Annotated in this window: 12 protein-coding genes; 5 read left to right on the top strand and 7 right to left on the bottom strand. The window is 63.2% G+C overall.

Annotated elements, in window-relative coordinates; all coding sequences use genetic code 11:
* Positions 1 to 34: 34 nt before the first annotated feature.
* Positions 35 to 1330 (bottom strand): isocitrate lyase, encoded by a 1296-nt coding sequence (gene aceA, locus FFY45_RS08105; protein WP_176340036.1) that lies wholly within the window; start codon positions 1328 to 1330, stop codon positions 35 to 37.
* A gap of 192 nt (positions 1331 to 1522) precedes the next feature.
* Positions 1523 to 3139, bottom strand: a complete 1617-nt coding sequence (aceB, locus tag FFY45_RS08100) for a malate synthase A (RefSeq protein WP_176340035.1) — start codon at positions 3137 to 3139, stop codon at positions 1523 to 1525.
* Between the two features lie 117 nt (positions 3140 to 3256).
* Between aceB and FFY45_RS08095 the strand changes: the two genes are divergently transcribed.
* From FFY45_RS08095 to FFY45_RS08080, 4 genes are all read left to right on the top strand, one after another.
* A complete protein-coding gene (locus FFY45_RS08095) occupies positions 3257 to 4213 on the top strand; it encodes a LysR family transcriptional regulator (RefSeq protein WP_176340034.1) in 957 nt (318 codons plus the stop codon).
* Positions 4214 to 4601: 388 nt separating this feature from the next.
* On the top strand, positions 4602 to 5864 hold the full coding sequence (locus tag FFY45_RS08090) for a cation:proton antiporter (RefSeq protein ID WP_176340033.1): 1263 nt from the start codon (positions 4602 to 4604) through the stop codon (positions 5862 to 5864).
* Between the two features lie 154 nt (positions 5865 to 6018).
* The gene (locus tag FFY45_RS08085; RefSeq protein WP_023902165.1) at positions 6019 to 6747 is read left to right on the top strand and encodes a helix-turn-helix domain-containing protein; all 729 of its coding nucleotides are present in this window, start codon (positions 6019 to 6021) and stop codon (positions 6745 to 6747) included.
* A 69-nt stretch (positions 6748 to 6816) separates the two neighbouring features.
* Positions 6817 to 7167, top strand: coding sequence for a VOC family protein (locus FFY45_RS08080; protein WP_023902164.1), 351 nt, complete (start codon positions 6817 to 6819; stop codon positions 7165 to 7167).
* A gap of 19 nt (positions 7168 to 7186) precedes the next feature.
* Here FFY45_RS08080 and FFY45_RS08075 read toward each other — a convergent pair whose 3' ends face one another.
* Positions 7187 to 7819, bottom strand: coding sequence for a TetR/AcrR family transcriptional regulator (locus FFY45_RS08075; protein ID WP_176340032.1), 633 nt, complete (start codon positions 7817 to 7819; stop codon positions 7187 to 7189).
* 245 nt (positions 7820 to 8064) lie between these two features.
* On the opposite strand from FFY45_RS08075, the gene FFY45_RS08070 reads away from it, so the two are divergent.
* Positions 8065 to 9120, top strand: a complete 1056-nt coding sequence (locus FFY45_RS08070; RefSeq protein WP_176340031.1) for an MBL fold metallo-hydrolase — start codon at positions 8065 to 8067, stop codon at positions 9118 to 9120.
* 193 nt (positions 9121 to 9313) lie between these two features.
* On the opposite strand, the gene lepB is transcribed toward FFY45_RS08070, so the two are convergent.
* From lepB to FFY45_RS08050, 4 genes are all read right to left on the bottom strand, one after another.
* Positions 9314 to 9940 (bottom strand): signal peptidase I, encoded by a 627-nt coding sequence (gene lepB / locus FFY45_RS08065; RefSeq protein ID WP_176340030.1) that lies wholly within the window; start codon positions 9938 to 9940, stop codon positions 9314 to 9316.
* 301 nt (positions 9941 to 10241) lie between these two features.
* Positions 10242 to 12410, bottom strand: a complete 2169-nt coding sequence (locus FFY45_RS08060; protein WP_176340241.1) for a M3 family metallopeptidase — start codon at positions 12408 to 12410, stop codon at positions 10242 to 10244.
* A gap of 332 nt (positions 12411 to 12742) precedes the next feature.
* The gene (dcp, locus tag FFY45_RS08055; protein WP_176340029.1) at positions 12743 to 14926 is read right to left on the bottom strand and encodes a peptidyl-dipeptidase Dcp; all 2184 of its coding nucleotides are present in this window, start codon (positions 14924 to 14926) and stop codon (positions 12743 to 12745) included.
* A 106-nt stretch (positions 14927 to 15032) separates the two neighbouring features.
* On the bottom strand, positions 15033 to 16049 hold the full coding sequence (locus FFY45_RS08050) for an isoaspartyl peptidase/L-asparaginase family protein (RefSeq protein ID WP_176340028.1): 1017 nt from the start codon (positions 16047 to 16049) through the stop codon (positions 15033 to 15035).
* Positions 16050 to 16078: the final 29 nt, after the last annotated feature.

The raw sequence follows: 16078 nt of genomic DNA, 5'->3' as shown, positions 1-16078 counted from the left end.
CCAGGCAGGCGCTCGCCACGTTTTGTTAGTCGCTCTAAGCCGCCTTTTCACTATGAAACTGCTCTTCCTCGGTCGACCCACGCAGCGCGGTGGTGGACGACTGCCCCTGCTGAATCGCCTGCGTCACCGCGTCGAAGTACCCGGTGCCCACCTCGCGCTGATGCTTGACTGCGGTAAAGCCCATGTCCGCCGCTGCGAACTCGGCCTGCTGCAGCTCGACGAAGGCGCTCATCTGGCGGCGCGCGTAACCATGGGCCAAGTTGAACATGCCGTAGTTCAAGGCGTGGAAGCCGGCCAGGGTGATGAACTGGAATTTATAGCCGTAGCTCGCCAGTTCGGTCTGGAATCTGGCGATGGTGGCGTCGTCCAGGTGCTTCTTCCAGTTGAAGCTCGGCGAGCAGTTGTAGGCCAGTAATTTGCCGGGGAACTTGGCATGGATGGCTTGGGCGAAGGCGCGCGCGAATTCCAGATCCGGCTTGCCGGTTTCGCACCAGATCAGATCCGCATACGGTGCGTAAGCCAGCCCACGGCTGATCGCCTGATCCAGCCCGTTGCGGGTCTTGAAGAAGCCCTCGACAGTGCGCTGCCCGGTGGTGAACGGCTGATCGTTGGTATCCACATCGCTGGTGATCAGGTCGGCCGCTTCGGCATCGGTGCGTGCGATCAACAGCGTCGGTACGCCCAGCACATCGGCCGCCAGACGCGCGGCATTCAACTTTTCGATCGCCTCACGCGTAGGCACCAGCACCTTGCCGCCCATGTGGCCGCACTTTTTCACCGAGGCCAGTTGATCTTCGAAATGCACACCGGCCGCGCCGGCTTCGATCATCGCCTTCATCAGCTCGAAGGCGTTGAGCACGCCGCCGAAGCCGGCTTCAGCATCGGCCACGATGGGCTGCAGGAAGTCGATGTCATCGTTGCCTTCGGCGTGATGCAATTGATCGGCACGCAACAAGGTGTTGTTGATGCGCTTGACCACCGCCGGCACCGAATCGGCCGGATACAGCGATTGGTCCGGGTACATCTGCCCAGCCAGATTCGCATCGGCGGCGACCTGCCAACCTGACAGGTAAATCGCCTTCAAACCGGCCTTGACCTGCTGCATCGCCTGATTGCCGGTCAACGCGCCCAGCGCATTGACGAACGGCGTGGTGTGCAGCGAGGCCCACAACTTGTCCGCGCCCAACCGTGCCAGCGAATGCTCGACATGCACGGTGCCACGCAAGCGCACCACATCGGCCGCGGTGTAGTTGCGGGTGATGCCGGTCCAGCGTGGGTTGCTGGCCCAGTCCTGCTGGATCTGTTCGGCGGTCTGCAGTGTGTTGCTCATGGTGCGTTCTCCTGACAGGGATACGGCGGATGCAACGAGGAAGGAATGGCGCGGTGTGCTGCGCGCGGGACATGGCATGGCCGTCGTTGCGCGTGGGCGCAATCGGGCGGTGTGCGGTGTTGACGTAGTGCGTTGCGTTGATGGGTTGCAGCGACAGCACGCGTGCTGTGGCCTGTCGCTGCAGTGGATAGATCAATCGATCAATCGGTACGCCGGCACGGTGAGGAAGTCGGCCAGTTCATCGGCGCGGCTGAGTGTTTCCAGTAAGGCAATGGCATCGTCGACGCGCGTAGCGCCAGGCAGTGCGTTGGTCGCGCCCAGGCGTGCCGGCAGCGCCCGCAACGCGGCCTGCAGTAACTGCTGATCGATGGCAGTGCCGTCGTCCAGATGCTGGCCGTGATGCAGCCACTGCCATAGCTGCGCGCGGCTGATTTCTGCAGTGGCGGCGTCTTCCATCAGGTTGTGGATCGGCACGCAGCCATTGCCGTCCAGCCAGGCGGCCAGGTAGCGCACGCACACTTCCACATTGCCTTCGAACCCTGCGCGGGTGACGTTGCCCGGCGAGGGGGCGATCAACATATCGCGCGTCACCTGCACATCGTTGCGCAAGACGTGATGCTGATGCGCGGTGGGCATGTGCTCGTCGAACAATTTCATCGCCACCGGAATCAAGGCCGGATGCGCCACCCAGGTGCCATCGTGCCCGGCGGTGACTTCTCGCAGTTTGTCGGCACGCACGCGGGCCATCGCCTGCTCGTTGGCGGCTTCGTCGTGATTGATCGGAATCTGCGCGGCCATGCCGCCCATCGCATGCGCGCCGCGGCGATGGCAGGTCTTGATCAACAGCTCCGAATACGCCTTCAGGAACGGCTGGGTCATGGTGACCTGACCACGCTCGGGCAGTACGCGGTCGCGATGCGCGCGAAAGGTTTTCAGATACGAAAAGATGTAGTCCCAGCGCCCGCAATTGAGCCCGACGATGCGATCGCGCAGCGCGTGCAGAATCTCGTCCATCTCGAACACCGCCGGCAGCGTTTCGATCAGCACGGTGACCTTGATCTGCCCATGCGGCAGGCCGAGCATCGCTTCGATATGCGCCAGCGCGGTCTCCCACAGTGCAGCTTCTTCCATGCTCTGCAGCTTGGGCAGATACAGATACGGGCCGCGGTCCTTGGCCAGCAGCGCGCGGCCGTTGTGGTAGGCGAACAGGGCGGCATCGAACAGGCCGCCGGCCAGCGGCTGACCATCGATGAGCACGTGCTTCTCGTCCAGGTGCCAACCGCGTGGGCGCACGATCAACACCGCGCGCTCGGCTTCCGGGCGCAGCGCGTAGTGCTTGCCGTTGGGCGCATCGAAGCTGAGATCGCCGCGCACTGCGGCGGCCAACGTGCGCTGGCCGGCCAGTAGGTTGCGCCAGGTCGGCGCGGTGGAATCTTCGAAGTCGGCCATGAACACCTTGGCGCCGGAATTCAGCGCGTTGATGACCATCTTCGGATCGGTGGGGCCAGTGATCTCGACGCGGCGGTCCTGTAGCGCCGCCGGCAGTGCGGCCACGCGCCAGTCGCCGGCGCGGATGGCGCGGGTGTCGGGGCGGAAGTCCGGCAACTGGCCGGCGTCGAACTCGGCCTGGCGCACCCGCCGCTGGGCGAGGCGCTGCTGGCGACCGGGTTCGATCGCCCGGTGCAGCGACACCAGCAACGCCAACGCGGCGGCTGGCAGGAGTTCTGCCTGACCGGCCACCTGCGTGGTCAGCGACAGACCGGGAGTGGCGCGTTCGGTAGAGCGTGGAGCGAAAGCGGTGGCAGACATGGCGTAAGTCCTTTGCATCCGGACTTGCACCGTGCGCTGCCAGCAACTATTTGACAAAGCAGTTTTATCAATGCTGTAAATAAGCCAAGCTTATAGTGGATTTTCGTACCCACCCAAATGGCGCCAACCCCTCGATTTTCCTACAAATCCGACCGGCTCAAGCCGCTGCGTGCGTTCTGCCAGACGATTAGATTAGGCTCGGTCTCACGGGCGGCTGAGGCGCTCTACGTCAGCCAGCCGGCGGTGACGCTGCAATTGCAGGCGCTGGAACGCGACCTGGGCGTGGCCTTGTTCGAGCGCTCCGGGCGCCGGATGACACCCAGCCGCGAGGGCCAGCTGCTCTACGACATGGCACTGCCGCTGGTGGAAAGCCTGGACGGCCTGGAGGCGAGCTTTCGCGAAAAGGTGCGCGGGCTGGATGCCGGCGAGCTCAATATCGCCGCCAACAGCTCCACCATCCTGTACCTGCTGCCGCGCATCGTGGCGAACTTTCGCGCGCGCCATCCGGACGTGCGGCTGACCCTGCACAACGCCATCAGCGCCGACGGCACCGACTTGTTGCGCGAGGATGCGGTGGACCTGGCCGTCGGCTCGATGCTGGACGTGCCGGCCGACCTCAACTACGCGCCGGTGTATCGTTTCGAACAGTTGTTGATCACCCCGCCCGATCACCCGCTGGCCGGCAAGCCCACCGTCACGTTGCAGGATCTGTCGCCGTATCCGCTGATCCTGCCGCCGCGCCGGCAGGTAACCTATCGGCTGGTCGATCTGGTCTTCCAGCAGGCACGCGTGCCCTACACCGTGGCCTTGGAAGTGGGCGGTTGGGAAGTGATCAAGCAATACGTGGCGATGGGCATGGGCATTTCCATCGTCACCGCAATCTGCGTCACCGACGCCGACCGCGACAAACTCGCTACACGCTCGCTGAAGGATTACTTCCCCACGCGCAGCTACGGCGTGGTGGTGCGCAAAGGCAAATATCTCTCGCCGCAGGCGCGCGCGTTTATCGAGTTGATCCAACCGGATCTGTTCACGCCGCGCGGGTATGACGAAAGTGGCGATTCGGAGCGGTGAGCGTCTTCTGCCTGCTGCATGCGTATAAGTTCGACTCGTCGGACGTTGCGACAAGCACTGCGCATGAGTTCGGCATGCGCCCTACGTGGGCGATGTCTTGCACGGCAGGCACGTCGCCGCTTCAAAGCGCAGCGTGATCAAGGCCTGCAAGCGCCACAAGGCGGCGTAGGCGAGCGGCTAACGTAGGCAGCAAGAACCACTCCGCATCACGCAGAATTCCTGTCGGCTCGACGCCATTGCACTGCGGTTATCGTCATAGACTGGGCCGATGCTGTGGGTATCACTACATGTCATCAACAGCTGCTCGGTCCGGGGGAACGATTGAGCTTACGCACAGCACACCCGCACTGCGGGGCGAGCCGACTCAACCGATGCAAAGGCTGACGCAATGAATCCGACCACGTTGTTGCTGGTGCAGTTGGCGGTGATCCTGGGCGCGGCGCGTGCATGCGGCGCGCTGTTGCAACGCGTCGGGCAGCCGCCGGTGATCGGCGAAATGGCGGCCGGGTTGTTGCTGGGGCCGATCGCATTCGGCGCATGGTTGCCGGACTTGCACGGCGTGTTGTTCGCTTCCAACAGCCTGCCGCCGTTGTCCGGCTTGGCCAACATCGGCGTGGTGCTTTTCATGTTTATTGTGGGCGTGGAGCTGCGCGCGCCGGAAGGCACCAAAGCGCAGGTGCGTGCATCGATCCTGGTGGGCTTGTCGGGCATCGTGCTGCCGTTGTTGCTCGGCCTGGCTGCGGCACCGTGGTTGTTTGCGCACTTTGCACCGCAGGGCATCGGCTTCTGGCCGTTCGCATTGTTCATCGCCGCAGCGATGTCGGTCACCGCATTTCCGGTGCTGGCGCGCATCCTCAAGGACCGCAATCTGACCCGCACGCCTGCGGGCCGGTTGGCGCTGGGCGCGGCGGTGATCGACGATGCCACGGTATGGATCTTCCTGGCGCTGGTGCTCACGCTGACCGGCGGCAACACGCATGGCGGTGTCGGCTTCACTGCCGCCGGTGCGTTGGTGTTGATTGCGGTGGTGTTCGGCCTGTTGAAGCCCGCTTACGCGCGCCTGCTGCGGCCGCGTGTGAGCGATGGGCGCTATGCGCCAACTGCGTTGGTGTGGGGGTTGATCGGTTTGCTGGCCTGCGCCGCAGTGGCTGAATGGATCGGCCTGCATGCGATCTTCGGCGCGTTCCTGTTCGGCATTTGCGTGCCGCGCGAAGACCGCTTGCTGGAACACCTGGCTGGGCGCATCGAGCCATTGGCGATCACCTTGCTGATGCCGGTGCTGTTTGCGGTCGCCGGCCAGGCCACCAGCCCGGGCGTCTTGGTGGGCGCAGGCATCGCCGGCTTTGCGCTGGTGGTCGGCGTGGCGGTGACCGGCAAGCTGGTCGGCTGCACCTTGGGCGCGCGCCTGAGCGGCCACGATTGGCGCGACAGCCTGACCGTGGGCTCACTGATGAACGCGCGCGGCCTGATGGAACTGGTGGTGATCAAGATCGGCCTGGACAGCGGCGTGATCGGACCGGACCTGTTCACGCTGCTGTTCGGCATGACCCTGGTGACCACGGTGATGACCTCGCCGATGGTGGCCTGGTTGCATCGTGGCCGGCACGCGGCCGATGCCAACAGGTTGGGTGCGGGTAACTCAACGCATTGACGCTGCAGCGCTGGCAGACTGCGTGTGGCGCCGGTCGCCGCGTTGCGTACTTCCGTATTGGCATTTCGTGTCGAATGCATGCGATTGGCAATGTGCATTCTCAACGCTGCAGTAGCTGAGCAGCACCGCATCCACTTCTTTACTTGGCGCAGTGATGTCCGACCCCTCTGAGTCCTGTTATGCCGAAAGCGCGGCGCCTCCTGCGTTGCGTGCGCAACTGCAGTGCAGCTGGCGATTTCGCCAGAGCACGATTTCGATGGAACCCGTACTGATATTGCCCGATGGCAGCGTCGATCTGATCTGGGATGGCACCACGGTTTTCGTTGCCGGGCCGGATCGCACAGCCGCTATGGCATCGCCCGCGTCGGGAAGTGTGCTGAGCGGAGTGCGTCTGGCTGCGGGTACAGCGGCCGGCCTGTTGAAGCTCCCGTTGCACGCCATCGCTGACCAACGCGTTGCCTTGGAATCGCTATGGGGCGTGCAGGGCCGCACCTGGCAACATCGCCTGGAAGATGGCGCCGATCCACTGCATACCTTGCACACGCTCTGCCAACAGCACACCACATCGCAAGATCAACAGATGGCATGGCTGTTCGATCAGTTGGCTGTCGGCAGGCCGATGCGGCTTGCCGAGCTGACCCAATCGCTGGGCATCAGCGAGCGCTCATTGCGCCGCCGCTGCCAGGACGCGTTCGGCTACGGCAGCAAGACCTTGGAACGGATTCTTCGGTTGCAGCGTTTTCTGCGTATCGCCCGCCAGCACCGCACGTTGACCGACGCTGCGCTGGACGCAGGCTATGGCGATGCGCCACATCTGGTGCGCGATGCACGCCAGCTCAGCGGCCTGAGCCCGCGCGTGTTGGTACGGCAGCACGCGCGCTGAGCTGGCCGTTTTCGCCAAGCCACGTGCATGCACCGATTGCATGCTGTGCCTCCATTCCAGGAGCACGCCATGACCGACAACGCACCACAGCACCGCATTGATTACCTCGAATTTGCCGTCGACTCGATCGCCATCGCCAAGACCTTTTACGCGCAAGCATTTGACTGGACGTTTCAGGATTACGGCCCGGACTATTGCGAATTCCGCGACGGGCGCCTGACCGGCGGCTTCTTCCACGGCCCTGCGCAGCCCGGCGGCGCGTTGGTGGTGCTTGCCTCCGATGACCTTGCCCATAGCCAGGCCCGCATCGAAGCGGCTGGCGGAAAGATCACCAAACCGCTATTCGCGTTTCCGGGCGGGCGACGCTTTCATTTCGCCGATCCGCACGGCTATGCATTGGCGGTGTGGTCGAAGGACTAAAGGCGCATCACGAGCGCACTCACTCACGCCCGTACAACCCCAAAAACATCGCCACCGCCGATTCGGCCACTTGCGTCTGTTGCTGCGGCGACAAAGGCGGCTGGCCCATGGTGAGCTGCGGCCAGAACGCGAAGCCTTTGATCAGTGCCTGCAGTTGCTGTGAGGCGAAGTCCGCCTCCACGCCGGCCAGGCGGCCGTCGGCCAGTGCGGCGCGCAGCCAGGTGGTGGTGCCTTCTTCCTTGCTGCCCAACTGCGATATCAGTTCGCGGGCACGCGCCGGGGAGTGAATGCCCTCGGCGAGGGCTACGCGCGACAGATCGATAAATGCCGGGTCGTCGAGCAGGCGCAGCTTCTGCTGCAGCAACGTTATCAACTGCGCGCGCAACGGCTGGTCGGGCCGGTACGCTAGGTTCACCGCATCGGCGCTGCGCTGCCACAGCCCGCGCAGGATTTCGCCAAACAGCGCGTCCTTGCTGGGAAAGTGGTTGTAGACGGTGCGTTTGGAAACGCCGGCGGTGGCCGCCACGCGATCCATGCTGGTGGCCTCGAAACCGTGCTGACGGAACTCGGCGATAGCCGCCTCCACGATGGCGTGGCGCTTGCGGTCGGTCAGCCGCTGCGGCGCGGCGAGAGGAGAAGAGGCAGTCGGCATTTGCCGATTTTACACCCGGCAGTTTACTTTCACAGAAATAAAACTACACTGTGTAGTGTAATCTCGGCAGTCAGCAGCCTGACATGCGAGTGTCACGCGGGCGCAGCCGGCGCGTAGGAACTGCAGCGTACGAACGGTTTCTGCAGATCTTCAGCGCCGAGCACAGCCCATCTGGCAGCCGCGCAGTCGTGTTTGGGTCGCTCGCATTCCTTATCGCTATTCCCACGTCTCGGTCGGACTCCCTTATGGCTTCTCCTCGCCCTTCCCCCTATGCCGCCTCGCCGCAGTTCCGCGGTGGCCGGTTTCGCAATGTGCTGCCGCTGCCGACTGTCACGCTGAGCCTGCGCGAGCAGATCGGCCTGCTGTGGAGGGTCTTCTTCGCTAAGCCCAGCACCACGGTGCCGTCTGCACCGCTGCCGGTGCAGCCGTTGACGCGCGCGCAGTTGCTTGCCGCACCCGATCGCAGTTTGTATCGCCTGGGCCATTCCACCGTGCTGATGAAGCTGGCCGGCGGGTGGTGGCTGACCGACCCGGTGTTCTCCAAGCGCGCCTCGCCGGTGCCGTTCGCCGGGCCCAAGCGTTTCCACGCGCCACCGATCGCGCTGGCCGATGTGCCGCCGCTGGCCGGGGTGATCCTGTCGCACAACCATTACGACCATCTCGACCGCGCCACCATCCGCGCGCTGGGCGACCGCGTGGACGTGTTTGTCGCACCGCTCGGCGTGGGCGATCTGCTGGTGCGCTGGGGCGTGGACCCGGCCAAGGTGCATCAGCTGGATTGGTGGGACTCCATCACCGTCGGTGGCGTGCAACTCACCGCTACTCCATCGCAGCATTTTTCCGGGCGCGGGTTGTTCGATAGCGGGCGGTCGCTGTGGTGTTCCTGGGCGATCCAGGACCGCGACCTGCGCGTGTTCTTCAGCGGCGACGGCGGCTATGGCCCGCACTTCAAGACCATCGGCGAGCAGCTCGGCCCGTTCGATGTGGCGCTGATCGAAAACGGCGCCTACGACCAGCAGTGGCCGCATGTGCACATGCAACCGGAGCAGAGCCTGCAGGCGTATCTGGACGTGGGCGGGCAGACGCTGCTGCCGATCCACAACGGCACCTTCGATCTAGCCATGCACGCGTGGCAGGAGCCGATGGACCGGATCGTGGCGTTGGCCGACAGCGCTGGCGTTGCGCTGGTCACGCCGTGCATGGGCGAGCGGGTGGACCTGCAGGCGCCGGCCAACCGCGTGCGTTGGTGGCCGCAGGATGCGGCGGCAGCGGCGTCGGATGGAATGGTGGCGACGCAGTAGCTGGTTGAGTAGCGGCAGTGGCGCACGAGCGCGTGGTGTTTGCGCAACGTGCTATTGCCACCGCCTGCTATCGACGCCTACATCGCATCGTCGAGTGCTGGCGTTGCCTGGGGACTCAGCTGCGCTAAGCGCATCCAACACAGCTGGGCGATGCGTATGCGCCTGGTTGACTTGAAGCGAGGAGCATCGCGGATCACAAGCGCTGCCACTCCAATCCTTCGCCACGTCGGTAATACACCGCCACCGCCTTGCCATAGACCGCCGGTACATCGACCAATCCAAAATAGCGACCATCCAGGCTGTTGCCACGATGGTCGCCCAACATCAGCAGCTTGCCGGGCGGCACTGTCAACCCGGAGATGTTGGGGCCACCGCCATTGCCGAGATTCAACTGCGCCAGATGCGCGCCGAAGCGTTCGGCATCGCGGCCTTCCGATGCCAAGGGCTCACCGTTGATCTGCAGATGGCCGTCGATCAAGTCGACTCGGTCGCCTGCCACTGCCACCACACGCTTGATCAAACGTGTGCCATCGCGCGGCGAATCGAACACCACCACCTCGCCACGTTGCGGCTGATCCCCATTGACGAGAATGCGATTGCTCAACGGCAGTCGCCAGCCGTAGGCATGCATGTCCACCACCACGCGATCGCCCGGCTCCAGGGTGGGCTGCATCGAGCCACTCGGCACCTGGTAATGATTGGCGAACGAGGAGCGTGCTGCGGTCATCAGCACCAGTAGCACAAGCAACGGCAGCAGTTCCTTGCGCGACCAGTGCGCGGCGCGTTGCAGACGTGAAGCGGTGTCAGTGGGTTGGTTCATGAGGCACCTGTTGGTGTGAATGGCGGGCGGGCGATGGCCTGTCGAAGATGCGCTTGCGCAGCGGGTGGGTGGAAGTGACGAAAGGCATGGCACTGGACGCATTGCTGTTGGTGCTGTGCTATAGATGCCGTTGCCTCGGCTTTCTGCTCTCCGGGCCCGATACCGCAGCGGCAGCAGATAGCAACACCATTACCTGATGCGATCGATCCACAAACAAAAACGGGATGGCGCATGGCCATCCCGTCTCAGTTGTTCATTGCACGCGAAAAAAGCGCATGCAACACTTACACACGCGCATCGCTCACTCCGTCAAACCACGGTTTTCCAGCAGCGCCTTGACGCTGGGATCCTTGCCGCGGAAATCGCGATACAGCGTGGCAAGGTCCATGGTGTTACCGCGCGAAAGAATCTTGGCGCGGAAGAGATCGCCGTTCTTGCGGTTCAAGCCGCCGTTTTCCTTGAACCATTCGAACGCTTCGTCGTCGAGTACTTCCGACCAGAAGTAGGCGTAGTAACGCGCCGAGTATCCACGGCTCCAGATGTGATCAAAATAGCTGGTGTGGTAGCGCGGCGGCACCTGGGGCAAGTCCACCTTGAAGCGTTTCAGCGCATCGGCTTCGAACTTGCTCACATCCAGCACGGGTGCGTCGGCGGGCCGAGTGTGCAACGCCAGGTCCAGCAGTTGGGCCGACAGTGTCTCGGTGATCTTATAGCCGCTGTCGAAAGTCCTGGATTTTTTCAGCTTCTCCACCAACTCGGTCGGCATCGCTGCGCCGGTCTGATAGTGCTTGGCATAGTGGGCGAAAACAGCCGGATCCGACGCCCAGTGCTCGTTGAACTGTGAAGGAAATTCAACAAAGTCGCGCGGGGTGTTGCCGCTGCCCAAGGATGGGTATTTCCCTGCGAAAAACATGTGGTGCAACGCATGGCCAAACTCATGAAACATCAAGGTGACCTCCACCATGCTCAGCAGCGCGGGCTGACCGGCAGCGGGCTTGGTAAAATTACAGACGTTGACGACCACCGGCTTGGCGCCACTCAGTCCGTTGTGCTCCGCAAACGAGCCGTTCCAGGAGCCGCCCGACTTACTGTCACGCTTGAAATAGTCGGCGTAGAACAGCGCTATCGAGGTGCCATCCGCATCCAAGACCTCATACACCTTGACGTCCGGGTGATAGGTCGGGATGTCGGTGCGCCGCTTGAAAGTTACGCCGTACAGCTGGGTGGCAGCGTAGAAAACCCCGTTCTGCAGCACGTTATCCAACTCGAAGTACGGCTTTATCTGCGCATCATCCAGATCGTACTTGGCCTTGCGAACCTGCTCGGCGTAATAGTTCCAGTCGGAAGCGGCAAGCGTGAAACCGCCATGCTGGGTGTCGATCAGTTTCTGGATCTCGGCTGCTTCGCGCCGAGCCTTGGCGGTGGCTGCCGGCACGGTATCGGTTAGCAGCTTCAGCGCGGTCCCCGGCGTCTTGGCCATCTGGTCGCCCAGGCTGTAGGCGGCATAGGTATCGAAGCCGAGCAGCTTGGCCTTTTGCGCACGCAATTGGGTCAGGCGCTGGATGATCTGGCGGGTGTCATTGGCATCGCCCTGTTCGGCGCGCGTTTCCGCGGCTTTCATGATCTGCGCACGCAGCGCGCGATCCTTCAATTGCGCTAGCACCGGTTGCTGCGTGGTGTTTTCCAAGCTCAGCAAATAGCTTCCGTCGAGTTTGCGCGCCTTGGCGGCAGCGGCGGCAGCGGCGATATCGCCATCGCTGAGCCCCTCGAGTCTGGACTTGTCGTTCACCACCACCGCTGCGGCGAGTGTTGCAGCGGTCAGTTTGGTGTGGAACTGGGTGGTGAGCGTGGTTTCTTCCACATTGAGCTTGCGCAAGCTGCTTTTGTCGGCATCGGACAGTTGCGCGCCATCACGAATGAAGGCGTTGTAATCGTGTTCGAGCAGGCGCTTCTGCTCCGGATTCAGGGCAAGGGTGTCGCGCTGATCGTAGAGGGTCTTGAAGCGTGCAAACAGCTTTGGGTCCAGACCGAACTCATCCCCAAGTGTGGCCAATTCTGGCCCGATCTCTTGCTTGATCTTTTGGCGCACATCATTGGTATCGGCCGACGATAATGCGAAGAAAATATTCGATACCCTGGACAGCGTTTCGCCGCTACGCTCGAGCGCTTCCACCGTATTTTCGAAGGTCGCTGGCTCGGGGTTGTCGGCGATCTTGCGCAAATCGATTCGACTCAGCCGAATGCCTTCTTCAAACGCGGGCAGATAATCGCTGTCCTGAATCTTGTCGAACGGCGGCGCCTGGAACGGTAACGTGCTGGGAATCAGTAGCGGATTCGAGCGGAGATCGGGCGCCTGCGCAGCTGTGGTCTTCCCGGTCGCGTCGGTGGGTGGCTGACCCGGCGACTCTTTTCCGGAACAGGCAGCCAGTGCCAGGGTGATGGCGGCGGCCAGGGCGAGGGTACGGAGCATGCTGTGGGTCATTCCTATGAGCGGGTAGGCACGGCGGGCGATGTAGCGGATCTATCGGCATCCACCACATGCGCTTCCACTGAATGGCCTGCACAGGCCGGGTGAGTTAATTGCTGGCGAAAGGTGCCGCTAGCGGTGCGCGCCGTACGCTTGCGGACAGCGCCGGTGGCGGATTGCCGAAACATCCGTGCAGCATTCACCGGCGTTGGCGGGTTATCAGTATTCCCTGCTCCGTCGCAAGCGAACGTGCCAACGACGAATCGCTGTTCCTCTAACCGAAACGGGATGGCCTAGGCCATCCCATTTCGCTTGCATCGGCGTGCTACCTCGATTTACTCGGTCAGCCCACGATTCTCCAGCAGCGCCTTGACGCTTGGATCCTTGCCGCGGAAGTCGCGGTACAGCGTGGCAAGCTCCACCGTGTTGCCGCGCGAGAGGATCTTGGCGCGAAAGATGTCGCCGTTCTTACGATCCAGACCGCCGTTTTCCTTGAACCATTCGAATGCGTCGTCGTCGAGCACTTCCGACCAGAAGTAGGCGTAATACCCGGCCGAATACCCGCCGCCCCAGATATGGTCGAAATAACTGCTGCGATAACGCGGCGGCACCTCGGCCAGGTCAACCTTGAAGCGCTTGAGCGCGTCGGCTTCGAACTTGCTCACGTCCTGCAACGATGCGTCGGCCGGTTGGGTGTGCCAGGCCAGATCGAGCAGCGCAGCCGAGAGGTATTCGGTAGTCGCGTAGCCGCTGTTGAAGGTCTTGGCCTTCTTGATCTTTTCTACCAGCTCGGCCGGCATCGCCGCGCCGGTCTGGTAGTGCTTGGCGTAGTTGGCAAAGACCTTGGGGTCGGAGGCCCAGTGTTCGTTGAACTGCGAGGGGAACTCGACAAAATCGCGCGAGGTGCTGGTGCCGGCGATCGAGGGGTATTTCACCTTGGAGAACATGCCGTGCAGCGCGTGGCCGAACTCATGGAACAAGGTGGTGACGTCGTCGAAGCTCAGCAGCGCCGGCTGGCCGGCAGCCGGCTTGGTGAAGTTGCAGACGTTGTAGACCACCGGCTTGGCACCGGTGAGGCCGTCCTGTTCGACGAACACGTCCATCCAGGCGCCACCGGACTTGCTGTCGCGCTTGAAGTAGTCGGTATAGAACAGCGCCATCGAGGTGCCGTCTGCGTCGAACACTTCATACACCTTCATGTCCGCGTGATAGGTGGGGATGTCGGTGCGCTGCTTGAAGGTGATGCCGTACAGCTGCGTGGCCGCGTAGAAAACGCCGTTCTGCAGCACGTTGTCCAGTTCGAAATACGGCTTGATCTGCGACTCGTCCAGGTCGTACTTGGCCTTGCGCACCTGCTCGGCGTAGAAGTCCCAATCGGACGCGGCGAGCTTGAAACCGCCGGTCTTTGAATCAGCACGCTGGGCGTCGATCACCTTCTGCATCTCGGCCACTTCGCGGCGCGCCTTGGCAGTGGCGGCCGGCACGGTGTCGGTCAGCAGCTTGAGCGCGGCGGCCGGGTTCTTGGCCATCTGGTCGCCCAGGCTGTAGGCGGCGTAGCTGTCGAAGCCGAGCAGCTTGGCCTTTTGCGCGCGCAGTTGCGCCAGACGCTGGATGGTCTGTCGGGTGTCGTTGGCATCGCCCTTTTCGGCGCGCGTTTCCGAGGCCTTGAGCACCTCGGCGCGCAGTTGGCGGTCCTTCAGCGAGGCCAGCACCGGTTGCTGGGTGGTGTTCTGCAAGGTGAGCAGGTACTTGCCATCGAGCTTGCGCGCCTTGGCGGCATCGGCGGCGGCGGCGATATCGCCTTCGCTCAGGCCATCGAGCCTGGCCTTGTCGTCCACCACCACCGCACCGGCAGCCGAGGCGGCGACCAGACGGGTATGGAACTGGGTGGAGAGCGTGGTCTCTTCGATATTGAGCTTACGCAGGCTGTCCTTGTCGGCATCGGACAGCTGCGCACCGGCGCGCACCAGCTCTTCGTAATCGCGCTCGAGCAGACGCTTCTGCTCAGGGTCCAGGCTCAGCGTGTCGCGCTGGTCGTAGAGGGTTTTGACGCGTGCGAAGAGCTTGGGATCGAGATTGATTTCGTCCTGGTGCGCGGCCAGCTTGGGCGCGATCTCTTCCTGGATCTTCTGGCGTGCGTCGCTGGTATCGGCCTGCACCAGTCCGAAGAAGATGCGCGACACGCGCGAGAGCGTTTCGCCACCACGCTCCATCGCTTCGATGGTGTTGTCGAAGGTGGGCGGTTCGGGGTTGTCGGCAATTTTGCGGATCTCGGCCAACTGCAGGCGCATGCCTTCTTCGAAGGCCGGCAGGTAATCGCTGTCCTTGATCTTGTCAAACGGCGGCGCCTGGAACGGCAGCGTGCTGGGGGTGAGCAGCGGGTTCGGCGCGGCATCGGCGGCCGGGGTGGTGGCGGTCTTTTCGGGCACGGTGGTGGACTCCTTACCGGACGAATCTTTTCCAGAACAAGCAGCCAGTGCCAGGGTGATGGCAGCGGCAAGAACGACGGTACGCGACATGGCGTGTAATTCCTGAGTGGGTAGAGCAGCCGGTCACGCTAGCGGGTTTGCGGGCCGCTGGCATGTGCCGTTGGATTGGATGGACGGGTTCGGTTGAGGATGTGCGCTACAACGTCTCGTCCTTGAAAATCGCCACGTGCGGCGTGCCATCGGCGCCGATCCAGCCGCGATACATGCCCTCGGTGTTGAACGGGAACGCGGCATTGCCCTGCGCATCCAACGCGATGGCGCCGCCGTCACCACCGGCCTTGGGAATCTCCTGGTCGATCACTGCTTCGGCCGCCTGTTGCAACGACTGGCCGGCGTATTTCATGCGCGCGCAGATGTCGTAGGCGGCCACCGCGCGGATGTAGAACTCGCCCCAGCCGGTGCCGGACACCGCGCACTGGTTGTTGGCATAGGTGCCGGCGCCGATGATCGGCGCATCGCCGACGCGGCCATAGCGTTTGTTGGTCATGCCGCCGGTGGAGGTGCCGGCGGCAAGATGTCCTTCGCGATCCAGCGCCAGCGCACCGACAGTGCCGAAGTGCTTGGCGGTTTCCAGATCCAGTTCGGCCTGCGCCTTGCGGTCGCCGGCATCTGCCCTGAGCGCTTTCTGCAGTTGCTGCCAACGCTTGTCGGTGCGGAAATAGCTCGGGTCGACCAGAGTGACGCCCTGCTCGCGCGCGAACTGTTCGGCGCCGTCGCCGACCAGCATCACGTGCTTGGAATGGTCCATGACGCTGCGTGCCAGCTGGATCGGGTTCTTGACCGTGTGCACGCCGGCAATCGCGCCGGCCTTGCCGGTGGCGCCGTCCATGATCGCCGCATCCAGTTCGTTCTTGCCGTCATGGGTGAACACCGCGCCGCGCCCGGCGTTGAACTGCGGGGCGTCCTCCAGCACGGTGATGGTGGCGGCCACCGCATCCACTGCGCTGCCACCACGTTGCAGCACCGCGTGACCGGCTCGCAGCGCGCGTTGCATCGCCTCGCGCGCTTGTGCCTGTTCCTCGCTGGAAAGGCTGGATTTCTCCACCCCGGCGCCGCCGTGGATCACCAGCATCGGCGTGGCCGCCAGCACCGGGCCGGCAGCAAGCAGGAGGGAGAGCGACAAACACAGTGTGCGTGCGGACAAGCCCATCATGGTGTTTCCTCGGTGGAGGCAGCGAGGTG

Origin of the sequence: Xanthomonas hortorum, from assembly GCF_011305375.1 — a bacterium.
GTDB lineage: Bacteria > Pseudomonadota > Gammaproteobacteria > Xanthomonadales > Xanthomonadaceae > Xanthomonas > Xanthomonas hortorum_E.
The sequence above is the reverse complement of the archived record's forward strand: the minus strand, read 5'-3'. Positions and strand labels throughout refer to the sequence as shown.

What these genes read in the sequence shown, in the direction of transcription:
- aceA (WP_176340036.1), bottom strand. Translation starts at nt 1,330, where the DNA reads ATGAGCAACACACTGCAGACCGCCGAACAGATCCAGCAGGACTGGGCC.
- aceB (WP_176340035.1), bottom strand. Translation starts at nt 3,139, where the DNA reads ATGTCTGCCACCGCTTTCGCTCCACGCTCTACCGAACGCGCCACTCCC.
- FFY45_RS08095 (WP_176340034.1), top strand. Translation starts at nt 3,257, where the DNA reads ATGGCGCCAACCCCTCGATTTTCCTACAAATCCGACCGGCTCAAGCCG.
- FFY45_RS08090 (WP_176340033.1), top strand. Translation starts at nt 4,602, where the DNA reads ATGAATCCGACCACGTTGTTGCTGGTGCAGTTGGCGGTGATCCTGGGC.
- FFY45_RS08085 (WP_023902165.1), top strand. Translation starts at nt 6,019, where the DNA reads ATGTCCGACCCCTCTGAGTCCTGTTATGCCGAAAGCGCGGCGCCTCCT.
- FFY45_RS08080 (WP_023902164.1), top strand. Translation starts at nt 6,817, where the DNA reads ATGACCGACAACGCACCACAGCACCGCATTGATTACCTCGAATTTGCC.
- FFY45_RS08075 (WP_176340032.1), bottom strand. Translation starts at nt 7,819, where the DNA reads ATGCCGACTGCCTCTTCTCCTCTCGCCGCGCCGCAGCGGCTGACCGAC.
- FFY45_RS08070 (WP_176340031.1), top strand. Translation starts at nt 8,065, where the DNA reads ATGGCTTCTCCTCGCCCTTCCCCCTATGCCGCCTCGCCGCAGTTCCGC.
- lepB (WP_176340030.1), bottom strand. Translation starts at nt 9,940, where the DNA reads ATGAACCAACCCACTGACACCGCTTCACGTCTGCAACGCGCCGCGCAC.
- FFY45_RS08060 (WP_176340241.1), bottom strand. Translation starts at nt 12,410, where the DNA reads ATGCTCCGTACCCTCGCCCTGGCCGCCGCCATCACCCTGGCACTGGCT.
- dcp (WP_176340029.1), bottom strand. Translation starts at nt 14,926, where the DNA reads ATGTCGCGTACCGTCGTTCTTGCCGCTGCCATCACCCTGGCACTGGCT.
- FFY45_RS08050 (WP_176340028.1), bottom strand. Translation starts at nt 16,049, where the DNA reads ATGATGGGCTTGTCCGCACGCACACTGTGTTTGTCGCTCTCCCTCCTG.